This window comes from Micromonospora sp. NPDC053740 (assembly GCF_040677775.1).
Lineage (GTDB): Bacteria > Actinomycetota > Actinomycetes > Mycobacteriales > Micromonosporaceae > Micromonospora > Micromonospora alfalfae.
Window position 1 is genome coordinate 184795 of record NZ_JBFASO010000007.1, and the last position, 24842, is coordinate 209636.

At 72.3% G+C, this 24842-nt stretch carries 22 protein-coding genes; 11 read left to right on the forward strand and 11 right to left on the reverse strand.

The genetic code is table 11. From position 1 onward, the window contains the following. Positions 1-3: 3 nt before the first annotated feature. From AB0K35_RS19940 to AB0K35_RS19970, 7 genes are all read right to left on the reverse strand, one after another. The gene (locus tag AB0K35_RS19940) at positions 4-666 is read right to left on the reverse strand and encodes a lysophospholipid acyltransferase family protein (protein WP_363886768.1); all 663 of its coding nucleotides are present in this window, start codon (positions 664-666) and stop codon (positions 4-6) included. Between the two features lie 19 nt (positions 667-685). Then, complete coding sequence (locus tag AB0K35_RS19945) at positions 686-1270, reverse strand: TetR/AcrR family transcriptional regulator (RefSeq protein WP_363886770.1); 585 nt, start codon at positions 1268-1270, stop codon at positions 686-688. Positions 1271-1455: 185 nt separating this feature from the next. Then, a complete protein-coding gene (locus AB0K35_RS19950) occupies positions 1456-3114 on the reverse strand; it encodes a bifunctional diguanylate cyclase/phosphodiesterase (RefSeq protein WP_238667489.1) in 1659 nt (552 codons plus the stop codon). Between the two features lie 79 nt (positions 3115-3193). After that, positions 3194-4003 (reverse strand): SAM-dependent methyltransferase, encoded by an 810-nt coding sequence (locus AB0K35_RS19955; protein ID WP_238667425.1) that lies wholly within the window; start codon positions 4001-4003, stop codon positions 3194-3196. 190 nt (positions 4004-4193) lie between these two features. After that, positions 4194-4862, reverse strand: coding sequence for a response regulator transcription factor (locus tag AB0K35_RS19960; protein WP_030337723.1), 669 nt, complete (start codon positions 4860-4862; stop codon positions 4194-4196). 7 nt (positions 4863-4869) lie between these two features. After that, on the reverse strand, positions 4870-6561 hold the full coding sequence (locus tag AB0K35_RS19965; RefSeq protein ID WP_357362941.1) for a GAF domain-containing sensor histidine kinase: 1692 nt from the start codon (positions 6559-6561) through the stop codon (positions 4870-4872). Positions 6562-6575: 14 nt separating this feature from the next. Next, positions 6576-8390: a long-chain fatty acid--CoA ligase gene (locus AB0K35_RS19970; protein WP_357362940.1), complete on the reverse strand. Its 1815-nt coding sequence runs from the start codon at positions 8388-8390 to the stop codon at positions 6576-6578. Positions 8391-8509: 119 nt separating this feature from the next. On the opposite strand from AB0K35_RS19970, the gene AB0K35_RS19975 reads away from it, so the two are divergent. The 6 genes from AB0K35_RS19975 (at position 8510) to AB0K35_RS20000 (ending at position 13824) form a co-directional block, all read left to right on the forward strand. Next, on the forward strand, positions 8510-8965 hold the full coding sequence (locus tag AB0K35_RS19975; RefSeq protein ID WP_238667422.1) for an SRPBCC family protein: 456 nt from the start codon (positions 8510-8512) through the stop codon (positions 8963-8965). A 31-nt stretch (positions 8966-8996) separates the two neighbouring features. Then, positions 8997-9701 carry a hypothetical protein gene (locus AB0K35_RS19980; RefSeq protein ID WP_363886774.1) on the forward strand — a complete coding sequence of 235 codons (705 nt, stop codon included), beginning with the start codon at positions 8997-8999 and terminating at the stop codon, positions 9699-9701. Positions 9702-9777: 76 nt separating this feature from the next. Further along, entirely contained in the window at positions 9778-10725 is a 948-nt protein-coding gene (locus AB0K35_RS19985) for an ROK family glucokinase (RefSeq protein WP_363886777.1), read from the forward strand. Then, on the forward strand, positions 10722-11429 hold the full coding sequence (locus AB0K35_RS19990) for an endonuclease/exonuclease/phosphatase family protein (RefSeq protein WP_363886940.1): 708 nt from the start codon (positions 10722-10724) through the stop codon (positions 11427-11429). Before AB0K35_RS19985 ends, AB0K35_RS19990 begins: the two co-directional genes overlap by 4 nt. A gap of 117 nt (positions 11430-11546) precedes the next feature. Next, on the forward strand, positions 11547-12953 hold the full coding sequence (locus AB0K35_RS19995; protein WP_357362935.1) for an NAD(P)-binding domain-containing protein: 1407 nt from the start codon (positions 11547-11549) through the stop codon (positions 12951-12953). A 76-nt stretch (positions 12954-13029) separates the two neighbouring features. Continuing rightward, the gene (locus AB0K35_RS20000) at positions 13030-13824 is read left to right on the forward strand and encodes an alpha/beta fold hydrolase (RefSeq protein WP_363886943.1); all 795 of its coding nucleotides are present in this window, start codon (positions 13030-13032) and stop codon (positions 13822-13824) included. Positions 13825-13857: 33 nt separating this feature from the next. Here AB0K35_RS20000 and AB0K35_RS20005 read toward each other — a convergent pair whose 3' ends face one another. Together AB0K35_RS20005 and AB0K35_RS20010 are read right to left on the reverse strand one after the other, a co-directional pair. After that, positions 13858-15354: a trehalose-6-phosphate synthase gene (locus AB0K35_RS20005; protein ID WP_363886946.1), complete on the reverse strand. Its 1497-nt coding sequence runs from the start codon at positions 15352-15354 to the stop codon at positions 13858-13860. Between the two features lie 159 nt (positions 15355-15513). Continuing rightward, entirely contained in the window at positions 15514-16365 is an 852-nt protein-coding gene (locus AB0K35_RS20010; protein WP_238667418.1) for a DUF308 domain-containing protein, read from the reverse strand. Positions 16366-16690: 325 nt separating this feature from the next. On the opposite strand from AB0K35_RS20010, the gene AB0K35_RS20015 reads away from it, so the two are divergent. Continuing rightward, entirely contained in the window at positions 16691-17383 is a 693-nt protein-coding gene (locus AB0K35_RS20015) for a lysophospholipid acyltransferase family protein (protein WP_238667417.1), read from the forward strand. A 28-nt stretch (positions 17384-17411) separates the two neighbouring features. Here the strand turns inward: AB0K35_RS20015 and AB0K35_RS20020 are convergent, their stop codons facing one another. Then, positions 17412-20909: an adenylate/guanylate cyclase domain-containing protein gene (locus tag AB0K35_RS20020; RefSeq protein WP_363886949.1), complete on the reverse strand. Its 3498-nt coding sequence runs from the start codon at positions 20907-20909 to the stop codon at positions 17412-17414. A 131-nt stretch (positions 20910-21040) separates the two neighbouring features. Between AB0K35_RS20020 and AB0K35_RS20025 the strand changes: the two genes are divergently transcribed. Next, complete coding sequence (locus AB0K35_RS20025) at positions 21041-21298, forward strand: hypothetical protein (RefSeq protein WP_084597913.1); 258 nt, start codon at positions 21041-21043, stop codon at positions 21296-21298. Positions 21299-21484: 186 nt separating this feature from the next. Here the strand turns inward: AB0K35_RS20025 and AB0K35_RS20030 are convergent, their stop codons facing one another. Then, positions 21485-22177 (reverse strand): Crp/Fnr family transcriptional regulator, encoded by a 693-nt coding sequence (locus tag AB0K35_RS20030; protein ID WP_091407574.1) that lies wholly within the window; start codon positions 22175-22177, stop codon positions 21485-21487. A 269-nt stretch (positions 22178-22446) separates the two neighbouring features. Between AB0K35_RS20030 and AB0K35_RS20035 the strand changes: the two genes are divergently transcribed. The 3 genes from AB0K35_RS20035 (at position 22447) to AB0K35_RS20045 (ending at position 24717) form a co-directional block, all read left to right on the forward strand. Beyond that, a complete protein-coding gene (locus AB0K35_RS20035; protein ID WP_091407578.1) occupies positions 22447-22944 on the forward strand; it encodes a polyadenylate-specific 3'-exoribonuclease AS in 498 nt (165 codons plus the stop codon). A 78-nt stretch (positions 22945-23022) separates the two neighbouring features. Beyond that, the gene (locus AB0K35_RS20040) at positions 23023-23526 is read left to right on the forward strand and encodes a pyridoxamine 5'-phosphate oxidase family protein (RefSeq protein WP_238667416.1); all 504 of its coding nucleotides are present in this window, start codon (positions 23023-23025) and stop codon (positions 23524-23526) included. A gap of 162 nt (positions 23527-23688) precedes the next feature. After that, positions 23689-24717 carry a 6-phosphofructokinase gene (locus AB0K35_RS20045; protein WP_091408060.1) on the forward strand — a complete coding sequence of 343 codons (1029 nt, stop codon included), beginning with the start codon at positions 23689-23691 and terminating at the stop codon, positions 24715-24717. Positions 24718-24842 lie beyond the last annotated feature (125 nt).

Here is a 24842-nt window from a genome sequence, read left to right on the forward strand (position 1 = left end):
CGTTCAGCTCTCCCGGGCGGGCGCGTAGCGCGGCACGTACTCCTGGCCGGTGAGCTGCTGGATCGCCGCCATCACCTCGTCGGTGACAGTTCGGATGTCCCGCGGCCCGTTGATCCGTTCGGCGACCGGGATCGGCGGGCCGAACCGCAGGGTGATCGGGTGTCGACGGGGCAGCCGTGCGTCGACCGGCAGCACCTCGGCGGTGCCGAGCACGCCGACCGGGATGATCGGCACCCCGGCGTCGCGGGCCAGTCGGGTCATCCCGACCCGCCCCCGGTAGAGCCGCCCGTCCGGGGAACGGGTGCCCTCCGGGTAGACGGCGACCAGGCCGCCGGCGCGCAGCACCGGGACGGCGGCGTCGAGGGCGCGCAGGGCGGCCCGGCCGTCGGTGCGGTCGACCGGGATGGCGCCCATGCCGGCGACGATCCGCCGGTTGAGCCAACCGGCCGGGCCCTGGCCGTTGAAGTACTCGACCTTCGCCCAGAAGGTGACGTGTCGGGGTGTCGAGGTGACGAGAAACAGCTCGTCGGCGACCGAGAGGTGATTGCCGGCGAGGATCGCGCCGCCGTGTCGGGGCAGATGCTCAAGCCCTTCCACCCGGGGCTGCCAGCCAAACCGCAGTGCGGCGCCGACGGTCAGCTTGGTGACGTCGTACAGCAGGGGCACGTGTCCTCCGGGTCGGGTTTCAGGCCCGCGCCGGGCCGAGGTGGGCGTCCAACGCGGCGCGCAGCAGGGCATCGTCGTCGGTGGCGCCGGTGGCCAGCGGCAGGCTGCCCCAGGCCCAGAGTTGGGCGATGCCGTGCAGGTTCGCCCACAGCACGCCGGCCAGCACCGCCGCTGGCGCGTCGGTGGGCCGGCGCGCCTGCGCCACCAGATCGGCCAGCACGGCGAACAGCGGCAGGCTCGTCTCGCGCAGCCGCAGTCGGCCGCTGTCCAGCAGGTCGTGGCGGAACATCAGCTCGAACATGCCGCGGTGGGCCGCCGCGAAGTCCAGGTACGTCCGGGCCAACGCTGTCAATTGGGTACGGGGATCCGGGTCGGCGTCGCGCAACGTTCGCTCGACCCGGGCGGTGAGGTCGGCGAAGCCCTCCCGGGCGATGGCGGAGAGCAGGTCGACGTGGGTGGGAAAGTAGCGGCGCGGTGCGCCGTGCGAGACCCCGGCAGTACGGGCGATCTCCCGCAGCGACACCGCCGACTGGCCCTCGCGCAGCACCAGGTCCACCCCGGCGGCCACCAACCGCGCCCGCAGCCCTGTCTCGTCCGCGTCCATAGACACTGTCTACCAGTCGAGGTAGACGCTGTCTACCTCCGTGCCGGATCTCCCCGGTCGGTCTGCCGTCCGCAGACCGGTGAGGGGTTTCGTGAAGTCGGGGTGTCGTGGCGCGAGGGATACCCCGACATCATGAAAGACGAGTGGATCATGTGCGTCGGTCGGGGTGGTTGGGCCGGGCAGGTTCAGCGGATGCGGGCCAGGATGCGATCGGCGGGGGCCGGGCGGCCGAAGTGCCAACCCTGAGCCGCGTCGCAGCCGATCGCGCGTAGCCGCTCGGCCTGCCCGGCGGTCTCCACCCCTTCGGCGGTGACGGTCAGGTCCAGCGCGTGCGCCAGCGAGACCAGGGAGGCGAGAATCCGCTCGTCGGTGCGGCCGACGGAGGGCGACCGCAGGCCCGCCACGAACTCCCCGGCCACCTTCAGTTCGGTCACCGGCAGATCCCGCAGGTACGCCAGGTTGCTGTAACCGGTGCCGAAGTCGTCGATGGCGATGCGGACCCCGAGGTCGGCGAGGACCCGCAGGGCGCGGACCGGCTCCTCGGCGGTGCTCATCATCGTGCTCTCGGTGATCTCCAGTTGGAGTCGCTCCGGTGGCAGGCCGGTCCGCCGCAGCAGCGCGCGGACCTCCTGCACCAACCCGGGCCGGTGCACCTGCCGTACCGCCAGGTTGACACTTACGAAGGGCGCGGCGACACCCCCGGCCGACCACGCCTCGGCCTCGCGGCACGCCTCGGCCAACACCCAACCGCCCAACTGGACGATCAGGCCGGTCTCCTCGGCCAACCCGATGAAGCTGTCCGGGCGCAGCACCCCCAACTCGGGGTGGCGCCACCGGACCAGCGCCTCCACGCCGACCAGGCTGCCGTCGCGCAGCGAGGTCAGCGGCTGGTAGTCGAGGTAGAACTCGCCCCGCTCCAACGCCGCCGGGATGGCCGCGGAGAGCGCGTACCGGGCCAGTTCACGTTGGTTGCGCTCGGCGTCGTACAGCGCCCAGCGCGCCCCACCGGCGGACTTCGCCCAGTGCAGGGTGCTGTCGGCGGCCCGCATCAGGTCCGTGGGGTTCGCCCCGGCCACCTGGCGCTCGACGATGCCGATGCTCGCCGATATCTGAAGCTCGTGCCCGTCGACCAGGGCCGGTGTGCGTACCGCGGCGAGCGCCGTCTCGGCCACCGCCACCATGTCGTCGGTGCCGGCGGTGCGTTCCACCAGAATGACGAACTCGTCGCCGCCGAGCCGGGCCACCAGGTGCTCACCCATTGACTTGCGCAGCCGCTCGGCCACAGTGGCCAGCAGCAGGTCACCGATCTGGTGCCCCAGCGTGTCGTTGACCACCTTGAAGCGGTCCAGGTCCAGGAAGCAGACCCCGACCCGCTGCGCGCCCCGGCCCGGCTCGTTGAGCGCAGCGGCGAGCCGTTCGGTGAACAGCGTCCGGTTGGGCAGGCCGGTGAGCGGGTCGTGGGTGGCCTGATGTCGGAACCGGGCCTCGCTGGCCCGCAGCGCCCGCTCGGCCTGGGTGCGGGCGCGCATGGCGGCGCGGCGGATCGACTCCTGCTCGTCGAGGGTCCGGTCGCGCAGGGCGCGGGCGTAGCCGGTCGTCACGGCCGCCAGCAGCCGGGCCATCCGGTCCTCGACGTCCTCGGCCACCAAGCCCAGGTCGCGCACCAGGCGGAGCTGGATGACCTCGACGGTACGACCCAGCCCCTCGGCGGAAGCGATGTGCGCGGCGACCAACTCGGCGCCGACCCGGTGCCCGGCACGCAGGTCGAACGGCTCGGTGAGCAACGCCCCGGCCAGTTGCCCGGTGAGCCGGTCCAGCAAGGACTCCAACTGGGCCTGGGTCATCGGTAGGTAGCTGGTGCCGGAGACCGCCTTCGCCCAGGCCCGGGCGAACGTCCCCGGGCAGGGGTTCGCCCCGGGCGACTCAGCCACCGAGGCGCCCGACGCCGCCCATGAAGACCGCGCGCTCGGCGTCCTCCGCGCTCTCCGGGGTGTCCGGTCGCCACTGGGGCACCCAGACCACGCCGGGGTCGAGCAGCTCGAAGCCGTCGAAGAGCGTGGTCAGCTCGGCGCGGCTGCGCACCGACAGCGGGTTGTCGGTACGCCGGTAGACCCGCTCCGCCTCGGCGCGTTCGTCCTCGCTGCGCCCGTCGTCGCTGGCCTGCGACAGCACCAGGTAGCTGCCGGGCGCCAACGCGTCCCGCAGCGTCCGCAGCAGCTCCGCCGGCCGGTCGTCGTCGGAGACGAAGTGCAGGACGGCCACGACCATCACGGCCACCGGTTGGCTCAGGTCGAGCAGCTTGCGGACGTCCGGATGGGCCAGGATCGCCTCCGGGTTGCGCAGGTCCTCCTGTACGACTGCGGCCTGCTCGTTGCCGGCGAGGATCTCGCGGCTGTGCGCCACAGCCACCGGGTCGACGTCCACGTAGACCACACGCGCCTGCGGGTCGAGCTGCTGGGCGATCTCGTGCACGTTGCCGACCGTCGGGATGCCCGAACCGATGTCCAGGAACTGCTTGATCCCGGCGTCGGCAAGGTGGTGCACGGCGCGACGCAGGAACGCCCGGTTGGCCTGGGCCATCAGAGGTGCCTCGGGCACCGCGGCGACCATGGCCTGCGCGGCGGCCCGGTCGGCGGCGAAGTTGTGCGAGCCGCCGAGGTAGTAGTCGTACATCCGCGCGACGCTCGGGCGCTCGATGTCGATGGTGTCGGGTGCCCAGTCCGGCCGCTGCATGCGTTTCACCCCTCGAATCCGCGACGCGAGCATCGTCGCCCGCGCGGGTATTGTGCACCCGCCACGCACGCCAGACCATAGCGCGCCGAAGGTTGCTCGCCGACGTCGGTCGATGCGCGACGGTCCGCGCCGGGGAGAAGCTGGCGCGGACCGTCGGTCGTTTCGTCCCGCTCGACGAGCGGGAGGCAGGTCAGAACTTCGGCGCGTCCGGTGCCTCGAGCAGGCCCAGCCGGAGCGCGGTCATCAGGGCCTGAGCCCGGTTGGCCGCGCCGAGCTTCTCGTAGAGCTTCGAGATGTGCGTCTTCGCCGTGGACTCGCTGACGAACAGCTGCTTGGCGATGCCCGCCACGCTCATCCCGTCGGCGAGCAGCCGCAGCACCTGCCCCTCCCGCGGAGACAACTGCGGGCCGGACGGGGCGAGCCGGCGCTTCATCGCCTCGGCCAGGTCGGCCGCGGTGAACGCGCTGGGGGAGGAGGCGGCGTGCCGTGCGGCGGCCACCACCTCGTCGGCCGGGGCGGTCTTCGGCACGAAGGCGCTCGCGCCGGCCTCCAGGGCCCCGAAGAGCTGGTCGTCGCCGGCGTACATGGTCAGCACCACGATGCCCATCGACGCGCTGGACTTGCGCAGTGCGCGGGTGGCCTCCAGGCCGCTGCCGTCGGGCAGCCGCAGATCCATGATCACCACGTCCGGCTGCAAGGCGCCGGCCTGGCGTACTCCCTCCGCCGCCGTGGCCGCCTCACCGACGACCTCGAACTGGCGGTCGCGCTCGAAGGCGTGCCGCAAACCCTTGCGAATCAGGTCATGATCGTCGACAAGGAGGACCTTGGTACGGGTGGCCGGTATCGGACTTGTGGTCATCCTCGGGTTACTCCCCTTCTGGTGCTGCGCTGCCGCGCACGTTATCGCGCCGGGCCGAGGTGCCGAGAACCACCGCCACGGTCGTGCCGCTGGGTTGCCGCGGCCTGATCTCCAACCGGCCCCGGATACGTTCCGCCCTCTCGGCCATGATCGCAAGACCGTACCGCCCGTCCGGGCGCTGGTCAGCCATCCCCTGACCGTCATCCGACACTTCTATTTGCGCGTACGGGGGGTCGACCTCACACGTGACCCACAAATTCGACGCCCCGGCGTGCTTGCGCGCGTTGGTCACCGCCTCCTGCGCGATGCGCAGCAACTCGGCTTCGGTGGCGGCCGGCAACCGGGCGGTGGACTCGTCCAGCGAGAGGTGCACCCGCAGCCCGCCGGACGCGCCCACGGTGCGCGCGTACTCGGCGATCGCCGCGGCCAACCCACCCTGCCGGTCCACCTCGCTGCGCAACTCGAAGAGGCTCAGCCGCAGCTCCTGGATCACCCGGGTCACCTCGCCGCGCAGCGTACGCAGGGCCTCGGCGGTCTCGTCGGCGTCGTCGTAGACGGTGGCCAGGGCGTTGTCGATGCCGTAGCCGACCATCACCAGCTCCTGGGCCACCCCGTCGTGGATCTCCCGGGCCAGCCGCTGCCGTTCCTCGTTGGTGGCCAGTGAGCGCACCTCGTCGAAGAGCAGCGCCGCCTCCAGCCGCAGCGCGGCCGGGCGGGTCAGCGCGGTCACCCGGGACACCACCGGCGGTGGGTACGCGTGCGCGGCGTCAGCCTCCAGCACCACCAGACCCACCGTGCGCACCCCGGCGACCAGCGGAATGATCAGCGCGGACACGTCGCCGCCGCGGTGCGAGCGGGACTGCGACCGGGCGGCGGTGGTGGCCTGCTGGGTGGCCCAGGCGTCGGCGATCGCCGAGTCGGCGTCCAGCGTCGTCTCCCAGTCCACCCGGTCGACGCCGGCCTGGGCGAGTACCACGAGCCGACCGCCGCCGCTGGCCGACAGCACCGCGCCCCGGTCCGCGCGGGCCACCGTCCGCAGCTCCTCCAGCAGGTGCTCGGAGATGCCGCCCGGGTCCAGGGTCGCCCCGGGCAGCTGCCGGGCCACCGTCCGCAGTTGGGTCAGCAGCCGGGTCGCCTCGGCGTACGGCTGGGGTTTGCCCTCACCGCGGACCGCCATCACCCGGTGCAGCGTGCCGGCGGCATAGAGCCCCAGCGCCGCCAGGATCAGCCACTGCGCGCAGACCGCGAGGTAACCGAGCTGGCCGAGCTGGAGACCACCGTCGACCCGGGTCAGCGCGCCGCTGAGCAGCAGGGTGGCGGCGGTGACCACGAGCAGCGCGGCGCCCTCCGGGAAGCGGCGGCGCAGCGCGGTGACGGTCACCGGAACCGCCAGGTAGGGCAGCACCGCCGAGGCGCCCAGGCCGTCGACAGTGCCACCGATCGACGCCACCGCGGCGACGTGGCTCGCGGCCAGCCCCAGCACCAGCACCTCGGCCACCCGGCTCAGCGGGCCGACCAGCCGGTGCTGCGGTGCCAGCAGTGACGGCAGCCCGGCGACCGCCAGCAGCGCGATCCACCACAGCTGGGTGACGTCGCGGGTGGCGAACAGGGTCAGGATGGCGACCAGCGCCAGCATCACCACGCGGGCGGCCGCGGCGAGGGGATGCGGGTGCGGGGCGGTGGCTGTGGATGCGGGCACGTGACGGATGGTAGTCAGCCTCGGTAGATATCGGCGATCTCCGCCGCGTACGTCTTGTGGACAACCTGGCGCTTGACCTTGAGCGACGGGGTCAGCTCGCCGGTCGACTCGGTGAAGTCGCGGGGCAGGACCCGGAACACCTTGATCGCCTCGGCCTTCGACACGGCCTGGTTCGCGGCGTCGATCGCGGCCTGGATCTCCTTGCGGAGGCTCTCGTGCTCGCGTAGCTGCTCGACAGGGGTGTCGAGGGGCATCCCGGCGCTCTCCAGCCAGGTCGGCAGCGCCTCCTCGTCGACGGTGACCAGGGCCGCGATGAACGGCTTCCGGTCGCCGACCACGACACACTGGCTGATCAACGGGTGCGCCCGGACCAGGTCCTCCAGTACCGCCGGGGCGACGTTCTTGCCACCGGCGGTGACGATCAGCTCCTTCTTGCGGCCGGTGATGCTCAGGTAGCCGTCGGAGTCGAGCTGGCCCAGGTCACCGGTGCGGAACCAGCCGTCGGCGCTGATCGTCTCGGCGGTCGCTGTCTCGTTGCGCCAGTAACCCTGGAAGATCAGCGCACCGGAGATCAGGATCTCGCCGTCGTCCTCGATCCGCACCGTCACACCGGGCAGCGGACGGCCGACGCTGCCCATCCGGGTGCCGCTGGGCAGGTTCGCGGCGGCGGCGGGCGAGGTCTCGGTGAGGCCGTAGCCCTCCAGGACCGTCACGCCGATGCCCCGGAAGAAGTGGCCGAGCCGGGCGCCGAGCGGTGCGCCGCCGGAGATCGCGTCCCGGCACCGGCCGCCGAGCGCGGCGCGCAGCTTGCGGTAGACCAGCCGGTCGAAGACCACGTGCTGGGCGCGCAGCGCCAGGCCCGGTCCGCCCGGGGTCTCCAGCGCCTCGCTGTACGCGATGGCGACCTGCTCGGCGCGGGCGAAGACGCCGCCCTTGCCGTCCGCCTCGGCCTTCTGCTTGGCGGCGTTGTAGACCTTCTCGAAGACCCGGGGTACGGAGAGCACGAAGGTGGGTCGGAACGCCTGCAGCTCGGCGACCAGGTTCTTGGTGTCGGCGCAGTGCGCCATGGTGGCCCGCGCCTGCACGACGCCGATCTGGATGAGTCGGGCGAAGGCGTGCGCCAGCGGGAGGAAGAGCAGGGTGCTCGCGCCGGCGTTGAACAGGTTCGGCAGCACCGGCACCGCGTTGGCGATGTCGGCGTACATGTTGCGGTGGGTGAGCACGCAGCCCTTGGGCCGGCCGGTGGTGCCGCTGGTGTAGATGATCGTGGCCAGGTCGTCGGCGCGGACGGCCTTGCGCCGCTGCTCGACCTCGGCCAGCTCGATCGCGGCGCCGGTGCTGACCAGCTCGTCGACGCCGCCGCTGTCGATCTGCCAGACCTGGCTCAGGTCGGGCAGCCGGTGCCGGACACCGGCGACCAGTGCGGCGTGCGCCTCGCTCTCCACCACGACGGCGACCGCGTTGGAGTCCTCGAGGATCCACGCGGCCTGCTCGGCGCTGGACGTCTCGTAGATCGGTACGGTCACCGCGCCGACGGTCCAGATGGCGTAGTCCAGCAGCGTCCACTCGTAGCGGGTGCGGCTCATCAGCCCGACCCGGACGCCGGGCTCGATGCCGGCGGCGATCAGCCCGCGGGCCACGGCGGCCACCTCGTCGCGGAACTGGAGGCAGGTCACCTCGGTCCATTCGGTGACGGTGCCGTCGGTGCGTGGAGTGGGGCGGGCGAACTGGACGGTGTCGGGCGCGACTTCGGCGTTGTCCCAGACCGGATCGGTGAGGTTGGCCGCGTCGCCAACGGTGACGATCGGCGGGACGGAAAACTCGCGCACCTGCACTCCTTCGTGCTCGCACTGGTCGGGCTGGCCGCCGCCGTGGGCGTCGGCATGTGTCGAAACCTACCCGGCGGGCGGTCGGGGTGAGACAACCAGGAGGCGGGTAGCCTCCCCCCATGGCGGACTCCTCCACCCAGTCGATCATCATCGGCGCCGCACCGGATCGGGTGACGGCGGTCATCTGCGACTTCGCGCGCTACCCGGAGTGGACCGAGGCGGTGCGCCGCGCCGAGGTCGTCGAGGAGTACGAGGACGGCTACGCCAGTCAGGTGCGATTCACCATCGACGCCGGGGTGATGGCCGACGAGTACGTGCTCGCCTACGAGTACGCCGAGGACCTGTCCCGGATCGAGTGGCACCTGGTCGCCCCGTCGAAGATGCAGAAGGCCCAGCGTGGTTCGTACGACCTGGTGGGTAACCAGGACGGCAGCACGACGGTGACCTACACGCTGGAGGTCGACCTGTCGGTCGGCATGCTCGGGATGTTTCGGCGCAAAGCCGAGAAGATGATCATGGACACCGCGTTGAAGCAGCTCAAGCGCCGGGTAGAAGCAACCGGTGCGGCGCAGTGACGTGTCCGGTGGCACGGTAGAGGAGCCGACGGTGGGCGGAACGGATCCGGGTTCGGCCCGGGAAGAGGCGGAGCGGCTGGTCGCCACCCTGCTGGCGGGGGCGCGACTGGCCTCCGCCGGCTCGGCGGGCGGCGCGCTCGGCTCGTTGGGCGGGATGCTGTCCGGTGTCCTCGGTCACAGCGCCGGGCCGGACGCCCGCCCCGGCGCCGGTGGTGCTTTCGCCACCGGTTCGGCCGAATGCTGCGTCTGTCCGGTCTGTCGGGGCATCGCCGCGTTGCGGGACCCGAGTCCGGAATTCGCCGAGCGGCTCGCTACCGGCGCCGGAGACCTCGCCGCGGGCGTCGCCAGCCTGCTCCGCGCGTTCTCCCCGACGGAACCGGCCGCGCCGAGCCCCGCCGAGCCGGCCGCCGAGCAGACCAGCCCGCCCTCGCCGGCACCCGCCGCGAGCACCGACGACGTGCTCCCCGAACCACCCCCGAGCGCCCCGCCCACCGCGACAGTCGACGACCACGTGTGGCGCGATGCCACCCGTACCGGGCATGATTCTCAGCCGGCGCCGGAGCGGGATGTCTGGTCGGTCGCCACCCGGACGGCGGACCCACTCGCCCCGGCCGCCGCACCACCCGTCGACGAGGCCGGGACGGCGACCGTACCGGCACCGACCACCCGTCCCGTGGTGCCCGCCTCGCGGGTGCCCGATGACGCCGACGCGGAAGCATCGGGCGACGGCGCCTGAGCGCGGGACCTTCCGACCCGGACCGGCACTGTGCCGGAACCTGGGCCGGACAGCACAGCAGAGGGGGGCGGTAGCGGTGACGCTGACCATCGGAGTCGACGTCGGTGGCACGAAGGTGGCCGGCGGTGTCGTGGACGACACCGGCACGGTCCTCGTGCAGACCCGACGGGACACTCCCGCCGATGACGTGGCGAAGACCCGCGACGTCATCATCGAGTTGGTCGGCGAGCTGGCTGCCGGGCGGACCATCGAGGCCGTCGGCATCGGCGCGGCCGGTTGGATCGACGCCAGCCGTTCGACAGTGCTCTTCGCCCCCAACCTGGCCTGGCGTGACGAACCGCTGCGCGAGTACGTCAGCGAGGCCGTCGGGCTGCCGGTGATCGTGGAGAACGACGGGAACGTCGCCGCGTGGGCCGAGTTCCGCTACGGCGCGGCCCGCGACGCCGACGACTCGATGATCATGTTCACCATCGGCACCGGTGTGGGCGGCGGCATCGTCCTCGGTGGCGACCTGATGCGCGGCGCGCACGGCATCGCCGCCGAGTTGGGCCACATGCTGGCCGTGCCGGACGGGCACCAGTGCGGGTGCGGCCGGCTGGGCTGCATCGAGCAGTACGCCAGCGGCAGCGCCCTGGTGCGGTTCGCCCGGGCCGGCGCCCGGCAGGAGCCCGACCGGGCCACCGCACTGCTGAAGCTGGCCGGCGGGGAGGCCGAGGCGATCACCGGCCCGATGGTGACCGCCGCCGCGCAGGGCGGCGACCCGGTCTCCGCCGAGGCGTTCGCCCAGATCGGCCGGTGGCTGGGCACCAGCCTCGCCGACATGGCGCAGATCCTCGACCCGCAGACCCTGGTGGTCGGCGGAGGCGTGATCGACGCCGGTGACCTGCTCCTCGGCCCCACCCGCCGCTCGTACCTCGACGCGCTCGCCCAGCGCGGTCGCCTGCCGGTGGCCGAGGTGCTCCCGGCGGAGCTGGGCAACAGCGCCGGGGTGATTGGCGCCGCTGACCTGGCCCGCCGGATCTGAGGCGGTCCGGGATGGGCGTGCCGCTGCGCGCGGTGTCGTACAACATCCACAGCCAGCGCGACGACACCGCCGCGCTGGCGGCGGTGGTCCGGGCCGCGACGCCGGACGTGGTGATCGTGCAGGAGGGGCCGCGCCGGTTCCGGTGGCGGCAGAAGTCCGCCACGTTGGCCGAGTCGTTCGGTCTGGTGGTGGCCGCCGGTGGGCTGCCCGCCCTGGGCAACCTGCTCCTGACCAGCCTGCGGGTCCAGGTGCTGGGCACCCGTTGCCAGCGCTTTCCGCTGACCCCCGGCCGGCACCTGCGCGGCGCTGCGTACGCCGACTGCCGGATCGGTGACGCCCGGTTCACACTCGCCGGGTCGCACCTGTCCACCGACCCGGCCGAGCGGCCCTCCCAGGCCACCGAGTTCAAGCGTGGCCTGGACGCGGCGACCAGCCCGGTGCTGGCCGGGGCGGACCTCAACGAGGGGCCGGACGGGCCCGCCTGGGCCACCGTGTCGCGCGGGTTGACCGACGCGGCGGTGGCGGCCGACCGGGCCGAACGGCTCACCTACTCCTGCGCCGACCCGCGCCGACGCATCGACGCGCTCTTCGTCGACCGGCGGATCACAGTGGTGGACTACGACGTGGTGGACACCCCGCAGACCCGCCGGGCCAGCGACCACTTCCCGGTCCTGGTCGACCTGCTGCTACCCACCACCGGCTGACCCCCGACCCCGGCTCGACCGTCGGCGCGTCCGGCTCAGGACTGGACATCCGGCCCGGTTGTGGAGAGGATTTCGCGGCGACCGGCACGCCTGCCGTACCAAAAGGAGATGTCCCCGGTGTCCACCTCCACCGACCACGGCCGGCCCGACCCGGAGGCGACCTCGCCCGCGGCGAACAGCGACGGCCGCCCGGTCTCCGACCGGGGCGACACGGTCTGCGTCATCGGGGCCGGGGCCAGCGGCCTGACGGCCATCAAGAACCTGCGTGAGCACGGGTTCGGCGTGGACTGCTACGAGCGGGAGACGGGCGTCGGCGGCGCCTGGAACTGGCGGCACGACCGCAGCCCGGTGTACGCCAGCACCCACCTGATCTCGTCGAAGCCGTTCACCCAGTTCCCCGACTTCCCGATGCCGGACTCCTGGCCGGACTACCCGCACCACGGTCAGCTGCTGTCCTACTTCGAGCGGTACGCCGACCACTTCGACCTGCGTTCGCACATCTGGTTCGGCACCGAGGTGATCCGGGTCCAGCCCGTCGACGGAGACCGGTGGGACGTGACCACCCGCTCCACCGGCGGGTACGGCCCCGAGCGCACCGCCCGGTACGCCGCCGTGGTGATCGCCAACGGCCACAACTGGTCGCCGAAGCTGCCCCGCTACGAGGGCCTGGAGGAGTTCCGCGGCGAGATCATGCACGCCTCGTCCTACAAGGACCCGGCGCAGCTGCGCGGCAAGCGGGTGCTAGTGGTCGGTGCCGGCAACACCGGCTGCGACATCGCCGTGGAGGCCGCCCAGCAGGCGTCGCGCTGCTGGCACTCCACCCGGCGGGGCTACTGGTACGCGCCGAAGTACGTGCTCGGTCGCCCCGCCGACCAGGTGAACGACAGCCTCTTGGCGCTGCGGGTGCCGCTGCGGGTGCGGCAGTGGCTCTACCACTGGACGCTGCGGCTGACCGTCGGCGACCTGACCCGCTTTGGCCTGCCCAAGCCCGACCACCGGGTGTACGAGACGCACCCGATCGCGAACAGTCAGCTCGTCTACTACGTGGGCCACGGCGGAATCGGCCCGGTGCCGGACGTCGCCCGGTTCCACCCGTACGCGGTGGAGTTGGCCGACGGCCGCGAGATCGACCCCGAGGTGGTCGTCTTCGCCACCGGTTACCTGCCGCGCTTCGAGTTCCTCGACGCGTCGGTGTTCTCCGACAGCGCGGGCACGGGCCGGCCCACGCTGTGGCTCAACGCGTTCACCCCGGGGCATCCGACCCTGGCCGTCGCCGGCCTGCTGCAACCTGACTCCGGGTTGTTCACCCTGTCGCACTGGCAGACGGTGCTCTTCGCCAGGCTGCTCCAGGCCCGCCGGGACCGGCCGGAACGGGCCACCGCGTTCGCGTCTCGGGTGCGGGAGCGGGCGGGGGAGCGGTACTCCGGGCCGGTCAAGGACAGCAGCCGGCACTGGTTCGAGGTCGGGCACGCCGACTACCTGCGCGCCATCCAACGCGCACTGGTCGAGCTGGAGGGCAAGTGAGCGCGAGGAGTGAGCTCGCGAGCACCGCAGTCGCGAACGAAAGGTTGGCACCGTGAGCGCGAGCGAGCTGCGGATCATGCGGGGCCGGGAGTGGTCCCGGCCGGTACGGCCGGCCCGGCGGGAGGTGCTCAGCGCGGTCCCCGAGCTGGAGGAGGGGCGGCCGCCGCTGCTGTTCGTCCCCGGGTTCGGGCACGGCGCGTGGGCGTTCGCCGAGCACTGGTTGGGTCACGTGGCGTCGCGCGGGTTCCCGGCGTACGCGGTGAGCCTGCGCGGGCACGGTGGCAGCGAGCCGGCGCCGGATGCGACGCTGCGGGCGTACGCCCACGACGTGGTCCAGGTGGCCGCGAGCCTGCCGCGGCAGGCGGTGCTGGTGGGGCACGGCGCCGGGGCCCTGGTGGTGGCACACGCGTTGGCCCGCTACCCGGCGCGGGGCGCGGTGCTGGTGGCTCCGGTCTTCGGCGGCTGGGGGGTGCTGGGCGCGGCGTTGCGTCGCAACCCGGCGGGCACGTTGCCGGCGGTGTTCGGTGGGCCGTTGCGGCTCAACCGGGGGCAGCTGTTCAGCCGCGAGTTGCCCGACGAGGAGGCCCGGCGGTATGTCGGACGCCTCGGTCGGGCGGGTCGGCGGGCCCAGTGGGCGCTGCTGGGCGAGCCGGAGGCCGAGCCGGCCGTGGGCTCGCCCCCGGTGTTGGTGCTGGGCAGCCCGGACGACCGGGTGGTGCCGGCGTCGACATTGACCCGGGTGGCCCGCCGGTACGGGTCGGCCCCGCTGCTCTTTCCCGGAATGGGCCACGACCTGATGCTGGACGCGCGGTGGGCGGAGCCGATCGACGCGATCCTGGACTGGCTGGAGAAGGAGCCGGTGACGCGCTGAGAGGCCAGGCCGTCGGAGCTCAGCCGTCGGCGCTCAGCCGCCGGCCGGGTGGACGGCCGGGCTGCCGGCCGGGGTGGCCGGCCGGGGCACCCGAGCCGCGCCGTCGGAGCCGGTGTCGGTGCCGGCCAGGCGACTGATCAGGCTGCCGCCCTCGTCCAGGGCACGCAGGTAGGAGCGGGCCCAGGCCCGGATGTCGTGTTGGTGCAGGTGGGCGCGCATGGCCCGCATCCGCTGGGTGGTGTCGGCCGGGTCGGCCCGCAGCGCCGCGCGCAGGCCCTGCTTGAGCCCTTCCAGGTCGTGCGGGTTGACCAGGTACGCCTGGGACAGTTCGGCGGCGGTGCCGGCGAACTCGCTGAGCAGCAGTGCGCCGGTGTTGTCGACCCGCGCGGCAACGTACTCCTTGGCGACCAGGTTCATTCCGTCGCGCAACGGGGTCACCGCCATCACGTCGGCGACCCGGTAGAGCGCGGCCAGCTCGGCCCGGTCGAAGGGCTGGGTGAGGTAGTGGATCGCGGGCTCACCGACCCGGCCGAACTCGCCGTTGATCCGGCCGACCTCGCGTTCGATGCGCTCGCGCAGGATCTGGTACTGGCCGACACGTTCCCGGCTCGGCATGGCGACCTGCACCAGCACCGTGTCGCGGACCTTGACGTCACCGCTGGCGAGCAACTCGCTGTACGCCTTGAGGCGCTGCTCGATGCCCTTTGTGTAGTCCATCCGGTCCACGCTGAGGACCACCTGCCGGGGATCGCCGAGGTCCTGACGGAGCCGGTGGGCCCGGGCGGCCACGTCCGGGCGGTCGGCGAGCGCTGCCATCTCGGCGGTGTCGATGGAGACCGGGAACGCGCCGATGCGGACGACCCGGTCGTCGATGCCGATCCGCCGGTCGGTGGCCGGCAGCTCCAGCACCCGGGTCACCAACTGGGCGAAGTTGTGCGCCGCCTGCACCCGCTGGAAGCCGACCAGGTCGGCGCCGAGCATGCCGCGCAGCAGTTCGGCCCGGCGGGGCAGTTGCATGAACAGCTCCGGTGGCGGGAACGGCACGTGCAGGAAGAACCCGATGCGCAGGTCCGGGCGGAGCGCGCGCAGCAGACCGGGGACCAGTTGCAGGTGGTAATCCTGCACCCAGACCACGGCGCCCGGCTCGGCCACCTCCGCTGTCGCCTCGGCGAAGCGCTGGTTGACCCGCTGGTACGCCTCCCACCACCGGCGGTGGTGCTGTGGCTGTTCCACGGAGTCGTGGTAGAGCGGCCAGAGGGTGGCGTTGGCGAACCCCTCGTAGTGGTCGCGCAGGTCTTCCGGGCTGAGCGCGACGGTGTGCATCCGCACGCCGTCGACGTCCGGCAGGGCGGGGGCCGGCCCGGTGCCACCGGCCCAGCCGACCCAGGTCGCCGGGGTGTGCCGCAGGAGCGGGTGCAGCGCGCTGACCAACCCGCCCGGGCTGCGCCGCCACTCGCAGGCCCCGTCCGGGGCCTGGTTGTCGTCGATGGGGAGGCGGTTGGCCACCACCACGAGAGAACTCTGTCGCATCTCGGGCATTCCGATCAGCAGAGGACTGACCGCCGCGAGCAAGGAAAAACCGGTCAGTCAGCGGGGGAAGTGACGTACAGCGGTATTCCTACTGACAGTAAGTTACACCACTGTTACGCACCCGGCGGGGCGCTGCTGTCCCGGGATGCGGGCCGACCGTCAGACGACGGCGCCGTTGTCCGGGTCGTCGTCTTCCTCGTCGCCGGGACGCAGCCGCCAGATCAGCGTGACGAAACCGGCCAGGATGCCGGTGAAGCCGAACAGCGTGACCGCAGAGCGGTCGATCGGGAGCAGCCACGGGAAGAGGAACAGCACGAACCCGACGACCACCCCGAGCACGCCGATCACCGCGTACTTGCTGACCCGCGGCAGCGGCGGCGGTGGCGGCGGGTGGTAGCCCTCGTCGTCCTCGTCGTCGGGCAGGTCGGCGCCGAAGGTGTCCAGCCCGTCCAGCAACGACGGCTCGTCCGGTCGGGTGCCGCGCCCGACGGAAATCCCGGAGATGTCCGTCGCGGACGGCAGCCGGCGAACGTCGGTGGCGGTCGGACCGGGTTCGTCGGTGCCGGAGCGGGCCAGCGGCCCGGAGGTCGGCTCGTCCCGGCTGTCCCGTTCGTCCACGTCCTCCGAGGCCGGCCACGGGTGGTCACCGGGCGTGGAGGTGGTGTGGAAACCCGCCACGATCCGCGCCCACTCGGCGTCGATGTCCGGTTCGTCGCGAGCCGGCGGCTGCTCCGGAGCGGTCTCGTCGGCGAGCTGGGTGAGGTAGTCCCGTGCGGTGGTCAGGTGCGAGCGGTCGACGTAGAGCCTGTCGACCGGCCGGGCCGGCACCGTGGTGGTGCGGGTGACCGGGTTGAGGTCGGCGGAGGGCTGGAGGTAGGCGGCGATCCCACCGGCGGCCAGCACGTCGAGCAGGTGCTCACCGACGCGCGGATCGACATCGCCGACGACGGCGTACTCGTTCGCGTCGAGCCCGTTGTCCCGCCGTCCCCGGCGGGCCCCACCCGCTGACACCCGGACATCCCCCTTAACGCGCCTTCCGGCGCGGCCACCGCTGCCCTTCGGCGCCAGTCCGCACGCCGTGCTCTGAATCGTGACACGTCAGGGCATGGTTCCGGGAGTGCGTTGTGTCGCGTCTTCCAAAGTCACGGCTGCTCCCGCAGGTCGCGGCGGGGCTCCTTTGTCCGTTCTTGCGCGACAAGTGCGATCTCGGTGATCGCGGGAAGGGTCGATGCCTCAGCCCCCGAACGTCGTCCGTTGTGGTGAGAGCGCTCGCTTCGTAGGCTCGGCGGCGACGACGGCTGGCGCTGTCGCGGGCACACCACGGGAAAGGACGCCGGTGCTCTACTGGCTGCTGAAGTACGTCATCCTCGGTCCGCTGCTCAAGCTGATCTTCCGCCCGCAGGTGGAGGGCCTGCGCAACGTGCCGGCGACCGGTCCGGTGATCCTCGCGAGCAACCACCTCTCCTTCTCCGACTCGATCTTCACGCCGTTGATCACCGCCCGGAAGGTCACCTTCGTCGCCAAGGCCGAGTACTTCACCGGCAAGGGAATCAAGGGCTGGCTGACCAGGATGTTCTTCGTCGGCACCGGCACGATTCCGGTGGACCGCTCCGGTGGCCGGGCCGCCCGCGCCGCCCTGGACACCCAGTTGCAGGTGCTGCGGGCCGGGGGAGTGGCCGGCATCTACCCCGAGGGCACCCGCTCCCCGGACGGGCGGCTCTACCGGGGCAAGACCGGGGTGGCCCGGCTCGCCCTGGAGAGCGGCGCGGTGGTGGTGCCGGTGGCGATGCTCAACGCCGACGAGATCCAGCCGCCGGGCAAGCTCATCCCCAGGATCGACCGGGTGAGGATCCGCTTCGGGGCGCCGCTGGACTTCTCCCGCTACGCCGGGCTGGCCGGCGACCGGTTCGTCGAGCGCGCTGTCACCGACGAGATCATGTACGAGTTGATGGAGCTCTCCGGTCGGGAGTACGTCGACGTCTACGCCCAGAAGCTCAAGCAGCCCGTCCCGACGCCGCTGGCCGCCTGAGTCGTCGCCGTGCCGGCCCGCTCGGTGCTCAGGGCAGGTGGAGCAGGGCGGGGGCGTGGTGGTGGGTGGCGAAGTCGTGCAGGCGGGCGCGGGTCGCCGCGGCGGCCTGTGGGTCGGTCTCGGCCAGCGGGCCGACGGCCAGCGCCAGCGTGATGACCTCGTCGGTCACGTCGGTCATCCGGGCGTAGCTCGCCGCCGCCGAGCGCAACAGGTTCGCCGCTGTCGAGGCGTCCCCGGCGTGCCGGGCCAACGTGGCGTCGGCGACCTGACCGGCCGCGTGAGCCCACGGGGTCATCCGGGGCGCCCGGTCGAGCAGTTTCCGGACCAGCCGGGCCGCGTCCGCGCCGAGCACCCCGGCGACGTGCCCGACGGCCGGCACCCACTCCGCGAACGGAATCATCCGGGTCCGTTGCCAGTCCTCGTCCAACTCGGTGAGCAGCGCCATCGCCTCGGCGCGGCGGCCCTGCACCGCCCGACAGAGAGCGGCGTGCGCCAGGGTGGAGCGCAGCACCCGGTGGAATCCGGTGCGCCGCGCCGCGACCAGCGCCTGCTCGACCAGATCCCCACCCGTTGCGTCCGACCCCGCAGTTTCGTCGGGCCCGTCGGGTCCGACCAGCTCGGCTCCGGCCAGCCCGCGCATCCAACCCGAGACCGCCACGATGTGCAGATCCCACTCCGCGGTCGGCCGTCGGGTCGACTCAGCCGCCATCGCCAGCGCCGCCGTCCAGTCACCCGCGTAGTACGACCGCGCCCACTGGTCGGCGAAGCTGGTGGCGAGGCTGTGCTCACCGCCCAGGTCGAGGGTGAGCTGCTCGTCGACCAACCGGGCCGAGCCGGCCAGGTCGCCCTCCTCCTGCAACGCCCAGGCCAGGTTCTGCACCGCCCGGCGTCGACTGGTCAGCCGCTCCACCCGGCAGTGCTCGGTCACCTCCGCCAGCTCCGGGAACGCCTCGGCGGAGCCGGCCAGGTAGCGCGCCACGGCCAGGGTGATCCGCGCGTTGGCCTGGACCTCGCGCAGCTGGAGCCGCTCGGCCAGGGACGCCGCCGCCCGCGCCGCCGTGCACGCCGGCTCGGTCTCCGCGTTGAGCATGTGCACCCGGGCCAGCTCCAGCAGGGCCCCCGCCTTCTCCTGACTGTCCGGCAGGTCGCCGTAGATGCCGATCGCCTGGTCCAGGCAGTGCAGCGTCGTCGAGCGGTCGGCCCGACTCCAGGCGGCGGTGGCGAGCAGCGTCCAGGCACGCGCCGCCCCCGTCCGGTCGCCGCTCGTGGTGAGCCGCCCGGCCAGCCGGGTCAGGGTGTCGGTGCCCCCCGCCACCAGGAAGGCGTCCCCGTCCCGGTAGAACGCCAGCTCGGCGTCGAACAGCTCCAGCGCCGGGTCCGGCCCGACGTCCAGGGCCAGCGCCCGGCCCACCAGCGCGGCGGCGGTGTCCAGCGCGTGCAGCTCGTACGCGCGGCGGGCCGCCCGGTGCAGCGCGGCCCGCGCCGACGGGGCGTAGGGGGCGGTGTCCAACCCGACGGTCCGGGCGATCTCGTGTGCCGCCCAGCGATGGTTGGCCAGCACCTCGGCCAGGTCGTACTGCCGGCCGTCGGTGAGCTGTGCCATCCAGTCGGCGGTGCGTTGGTGGCGCAGCACCCGTTCGGCCCTGGGCAGCCGCTGGTAGCAGACGTCGCGCACCAGGATGTGCCGGAACCGGTACTCGGGCTGGCCGGGCATCGTCGACGTGCTCTGCTCGTACACCAGGTCGCGGCGTTGCAGGCGGTCCAGCGCACGCTCCACCCACTCCACCGGCCGTCCCAACGCCATCGCCACCGGCGCGGCCCAGAACACCACGCCGACCACGGCGGCGGCCTGGAGCACCGCCCGGTCGGCAGGGTCCAGCAGGTCGAGCCGGTTGGCGATGACCGCCTGCACGGTGCGGGGCATCTCCGCGCCACCGTCGAGGTCGGGTCGGGCGGCCGAACCGACAGCGTCGAGCAGGCCGCCGTCCAGCAGCATCCGGGCGTACTCCTGAGCGTAGAGCGGGTTGCCGTCGGCGAACTCGATCAACGGGGTACGCGAGCTGGAGGGCAGTGTCGCCTGCCCGAGGAGCAGCGAGTAGAGCGTGTCGATGTCGGTGTCGTGCATCGGCGGCACCGAGATGGACATCGCGCCACTGATCGTGCCGGTCCAGGCCGGGTGTCGTTCCCGCAGCTCCGGCCGGGCGGTGGCGACGACCAGCAGCGGTACGCCGCGCGCCGACGCGCCCAACTGCTCGACGAAGGCGAGCATCGCCTGGTCGGCCCAGTGCATGTCCTCGAAGACCAGCACGGTCGGGCCGGTGGTCGCCAGGGCGAGCAGGAACCGCCGCCAGGCGGCCTCGGTCTCGCCGGGGGTGAGCCGTTCACCGGGTACGCCGATCAGCGGCCCGAGCGCCTCGGCCAGCCGGGTCGCGTGCGGGTCGGCGAGCTGCCCCAGCCGGGAGCGCAGCCGCTCGCGCAGCGCAACCGGGTCGTCGACCTCCGGCACGCCCACCCAGGTCTTCACGATGTCGGACAGGGCGGCCCAGGTGACGTTCTCGCCGAACGGCGGGCACTGCCCGACGAGCCAGGTGATCGGCGGGCCGGGCAGGCTGCCGGCGTGCCGGGCCAGTTCGCGCAACAGCCGGCTCTTGCCCACACCGGCCGGGCCGAACACCGTCACCAACTGGGAGGTTCGCTCGGTCACCATCCGGTGCAGCGCGTTGACCAGCAGGCCGCGCTCGTGTTCCCGGTCCACCATCGGGGTCAGTTCGGCGCCGCGCGGGTCCCGGTGCGGTCGCACCTGGACGGCCAGCCAGATCCGGCTCACCGCGGACCGGCCGCGCAGGGTGACAGGTGGTTGGTCGGCGTACTCCATCTCGTGTCGGGTTGCCGACCAGGTGCTCTCGTCGACGACGACACCGCCCGGCGGGGCGAACCCCTGTAGGCGGGAAGCGGTGTTGACGACGTCTCCGGTCACGAAGGCCTGCCCACCGTCGCGGGTGGCGGAGAGGTCGACCAGGGCCTCGCCGGTCGCGATGCCGACCCGGAAGCTCAGCGGCGGCTGCGGACCGGCGGGCTGGCGGGCCAGGCTCCGTTGCAGCTCCAGACCGGCGCGGACGCACCGCAGAGCGTCGTTGTCGGTGGCCACCGGCGCGCCGAACAGCGCCATCGCCGCGTCGCCGATGTACTTCTCGACCACCCCGCCGTACTGGTGCACGATCCGGCGGACGGTGGCGAAGTAGGTCTGTTGCAGACCGCGGGCCTGCTCCGGGTCGGCCCGCTCCGCGTAGCTGGTGAAGTCCACTATGTCGACGAAGAGCACGCTGACCTGACGCCGGTCCTCCTGCACCGCGACGGCGTGGTCCCGCAGCGGTTGACCGCAGCTGGTGCAGAAATTGACCTCGGTGCTGTTGGCATGCCCGCAGTGCGCACAGTTGACCCCGAGCGGCTGGCCACACCCGCCGCAGAAGCGGTCGTCCGGCCCGGCCGCGCGTGCGCAGTGTCCACACTTGAGGTCGATGTTCAGCTCCGTCGGCGAAAGAGGTCAGTATCACGGCCGATCGGCCCAGTCGGGTACCCGACGTGCGGACGGGCAACGGCATCGATCGGTCGGGGTTAGTGTTCCGTACCAGGAAGTTTCATGTCAGGGAGAGTGCCGTGCAGGTACGACTGTCCGCCTCGTGGACCGATCCGGGTGGCACGCTGTGGGCGCCGGGGGACACGATCGACGTCGATGCGGTCACTCTCGCCGAACTGGAGGAGCAGGGCATGGTGGAAGAGCCTGAGGGTCAGTCGGGCGGGTCGGGGGAGACCACGACCACCTCGTCGAGCACGTCCACGGCTGGTAAGCCGACCGATCCGAAGAAGATCGGGCCGGGGCCGGGTGCGCCGCCGGCCGACAGCACGGAGAACTGATTTTCCCGGGTGCGGTCGGCGGGCCATCGGTCCACCGGCCGCACCCGTCTGTCCAGCCCGTTCGTTGATGCCGGTTGCCAGTGGCGGCCGGCATCAACGGTGCGCGCGGGTGGGTTGGCCGGCAACGGATGACGGGCGTCCACACCGGAGACCGGGTCGTCGGGACGGCCGGCGCGGGCCGGTCGGTCAGCGGTCGGCCATGCCGGCGCGGCGGCGCAGCGCTGCCACGTCGGTCACCACGATCCGGCGGCCCTCGGTACGCAGCCAGCCACGGCTGGCGAACGAGCCGATCGCCTGGTTGACGCTCTGTCGTGAACCACCGGCCATCTCGGCCAGTTGGCTCTGGTTGAGCTCGATCGTGATCATCGGCGCCTGGCTCTCGCCGGCCAGCCGCACCAGCGTCTTCGCCACCCGACCAGGCAGGTCGAGGAAGACGTGGTCGGCGTTCTGCTCGGTGAGCCGGCGGATCAGCCCGCCCAGTGAGCGCATCACCGCGTCCAGGATGCGGGGGTTGGAGTGCACCAGCTCCATGAACGCGCCCCGCGAGAGCGCGAGCGCCGCGCAGTCCTCGATGGCCTCCGCCGAGGCGGACCGGGTGGACGCGTCGAGCAGGGAGACCTCACCGAGCACGTCCGGTGGACGGATAACCGACAGCACTGCCCGCTCGCCGGTGGGTGCGGTGCGGAAGACCGCCACCGCGCCGCGGCGCAGCACGATCAGGGACTCGCCGGGGTCGTTCTCCACGAAGAGCAGTTGGCCCTTGCGGTAGGTGCGCGGAACGGCGGCAGCGATGACGCGCTGCCGCACCTCGGGCTCCAGCCCGGCGAACATCTCAACACCCGTGAGCGCGTCACCCGGCTCCGGCAGGCGAACCTCCACGGCCCAACCCCTCCCCCGGTCATGGACCACAACTCGCTCACCGGGCGAACCTGATGGGCCCCGACAAGGTGAACTGACACCGATTCGGCGTCCGGTAGCGGTACACATCAGATCATGACGGTCCGGTCGCTTGCTGTACACCCCTCGAAGCACTTCCGTGACCGTCACGAGCTGCGACGCGCCGTTCACGAGGTGTCGCCGTGACCCGGTCGCCCTCCGGGCGGGCCCCGCCGGACGCGGCCGCCCGGCGGTGGGCGAGGATGCCCGGAATGGTCTACCGCTACTTCTACGACTGCGAGTTCATCGAGGACGGCACGACAGTCGACCTCGTCTCGATCGGTGTCGTCGACGAGTACGGCCGCGAGTTCTACGCGGTCTCCACCGAGTTCGACGACTCCCGCGCCGTGCCCTGGGTTCGACGCAACGTGCTGGACAAGCTGCCCTCCCCGGCGGACCGGGCCTGGCGCTCGCGTGAGCGCATCCGCGACGACCTGTACGACTTCCTGATGGAGCCGATCCGGGACCGGCCGGGGGAGCAGTTGGAGCTGTGGGCGTGGTTCGCCGCGTACGACCACGTGGTGCTCGCCCAGCTCTGGGGCGCGATGCCGGCGCTGCCCCGGGAGATTCCCCGCTACACCAAGGAGCTGCGGCAGCTCTGGGACGACCGGGGTCGGCCGCCCCTGCCGGACGCGGACGCGGCCCGGCACGACGCTCTGGTCGACGCCCGGCACAATCTGGCCCGCTGGCGGGCGATGACAGCCCGTTGAGTGGTGGCCGCGCCGCCGTAGGTTTGACCGGTTCTGTCCCGGGCAACGGTTCGACCAGCCGAGCCGAGGGAGATTGCCATGAGCGACCAGCCGAGCAGTGCTGCGGAGGCACGCGCCCGGGTCACCGGCCTGGCCCGGGCCGCGCGGATCTGCATGCTCACCACCACTGCCCTGGACGGGCGGCAGGTGAGTCGACCGATGGGGCTCCAGGAGGCCGAGTTCGACGGCGAGCTGTGGTTCTTCGCCTACGCCGACTCGGCCAAGGTCCGCCAGATCCGGGTGAACCCGGAGGTCAACGTCGCCTTCTCCGACCAGAGGCACAACGCCTGGGTGTCGATCTCCGGCACCGCCACCGAGGGGTTCGACCGGGCTCGGGCCGAGCGGCTGTGGAACCCGCTGCTCAAGGCGTGGTTCCCCGACGGGCTGGACACCTCCGGTCTCACGCTGATCAAGGTGCACGCCAGCTCCGCCGAGTACTGGGACTCGCCGAACAGCACAGTGGTGAACCTGCTCGACTACGCGAGGGCCGCGGTCACCGGCCGGCCACCGAAGGCCGGCGAGAACCACGAGGTGACCTACTGACCGGGGGTGGATGCCCGGGGCGCGCTGTCGTCGTACTGGCGGGCCGACTACAGTTCGCAGTGACGGCCCGCCCCGGGCCGGCAACGGCGCCGATGGTCTGACCTGACACATACCCTGGGGCATATCGGGCTTTACCTGATGCTCCAGGAGGATGAGCGGATCATGCGTATCGGCGTGCTCACCGGCGGCGGCGACTGCCCCGGTCTCAACGCGGTCATCCGGGCGGTGGTCCGCAAGGGCGTCGCCACTTACGGTCACGAGTTCGTGGGCTTCCGGGACGGCTGGAAGGGCCCGCTCGAGGGTCTGTCCCGCCCGCTGGACATCGCCGACGTTCGCGGCATCCTGCCCCGCGGCGGCACCATCCTCGGCTCGTCCCGGACCAACCCGTTCAAGATCGAGAACGGCGTCGAGCGGATCAAGGACAACCTCGCCGCCCAGGGCGTCGACGCGCTGATCGCGATCGGCGGCGAGGACACCCTCGGCGTGGCCACCAAGCTCTACGAGCTGGGCGTGCACGTCGTCGGCGTGCCAAAGACGATCGACAACGACCTCGGTGCCACCGACTACACCTTCGGCTTCGACACCGCTGTCAACATCGCGATGGAGGCCATCGACCGCCTGCACACCACCGCGGAGAGCCACCACCGCACCCTTGTCGTCGAGGTGATGGGCCGGCACGCCGGCTGGATCGCCCTGCACGCCGGTCTTGCCGGCGGCGCGAACGTGATCCTGCTGCCCGAGCGTCAGTTCGACGTCGACCAGGTGGCCGGCTACGTCGAGAAGCGCTTCCAGCACCAGTACGCCCCGATCGTCGTGGTCGCCGAGGGCGCCCAGCCGCTCGACGGCCAGATGGTGCTCGCCAACCAGGAGCTCGACTCGTTCGGCCACGTCCGCCTCGGCGGCATCGGCCAGTGGCTCGCCGAGCAGTTGGAGGCCAAGACCGGCAAGGAGGCCCGCACCGTGGTGCTGGGCCACATCCAGCGCGGTGGCACCCCGACCGCCTTCGACCGGGTGCTCGCCACCCGCCTGGGCCTGCAGGCCATCGACGCTGTCAACGACGGCGACTGGGGCAAGATGGTCGCGATGCAGAGCACCGACATCGTCCGGGTGCCCCTCGCCGAGGCCACCCGCGAGCTGAAGACCGTGCCGCTGGAGCGGTACGCCGAGGCCGAGGTCTTCTTCGGCAGCTGATCGATCGTCGGCGGCGCGGCGGGCCGGCGGGGCCGGCGCGCCGCGCCCCCAAGCGAGGGGGGTAGCGGCGACAAGTCAACCCGGGTGGCGACCGGGGCGGGGTTGGGCGCGGGCCAGAAAGGTGT

What these genes read in the sequence shown, in the direction of transcription:
- AB0K35_RS19950 (WP_238667489.1), bottom strand. Translation starts at nt 3,114, where the DNA reads ATGACCCAGGCCCAGTTGGAGTCCTTGCTGGACCGGCTCACCGGGCAA.
- AB0K35_RS20045 (WP_091408060.1), top strand. Translation starts at nt 23,689, where the DNA reads ATGCGTATCGGCGTGCTCACCGGCGGCGGCGACTGCCCCGGTCTCAAC.
- AB0K35_RS20040 (WP_238667416.1), top strand. Translation starts at nt 23,023, where the DNA reads ATGAGCGACCAGCCGAGCAGTGCTGCGGAGGCACGCGCCCGGGTCACC.
- AB0K35_RS19955 (WP_238667425.1), bottom strand. Translation starts at nt 4,003, where the DNA reads ATGCAGCGGCCGGACTGGGCACCCGACACCATCGACATCGAGCGCCCG.
- AB0K35_RS20005 (WP_363886946.1), bottom strand. Translation starts at nt 15,354, where the DNA reads ATGCGACAGAGTTCTCTCGTGGTGGTGGCCAACCGCCTCCCCATCGAC.
- AB0K35_RS19975 (WP_238667422.1), top strand. Translation starts at nt 8,510, where the DNA reads ATGGCGGACTCCTCCACCCAGTCGATCATCATCGGCGCCGCACCGGAT.
- AB0K35_RS20000 (WP_363886943.1), top strand. Translation starts at nt 13,030, where the DNA reads ATGCGGGGCCGGGAGTGGTCCCGGCCGGTACGGCCGGCCCGGCGGGAG.
- AB0K35_RS19945 (WP_363886770.1), bottom strand. Translation starts at nt 1,270, where the DNA reads ATGGACGCGGACGAGACAGGGCTGCGGGCGCGGTTGGTGGCCGCCGGG.
- AB0K35_RS20035 (WP_091407578.1), top strand. Translation starts at nt 22,447, where the DNA reads ATGGTCTACCGCTACTTCTACGACTGCGAGTTCATCGAGGACGGCACG.
- AB0K35_RS19960 (WP_030337723.1), bottom strand. Translation starts at nt 4,862, where the DNA reads ATGACCACAAGTCCGATACCGGCCACCCGTACCAAGGTCCTCCTTGTC.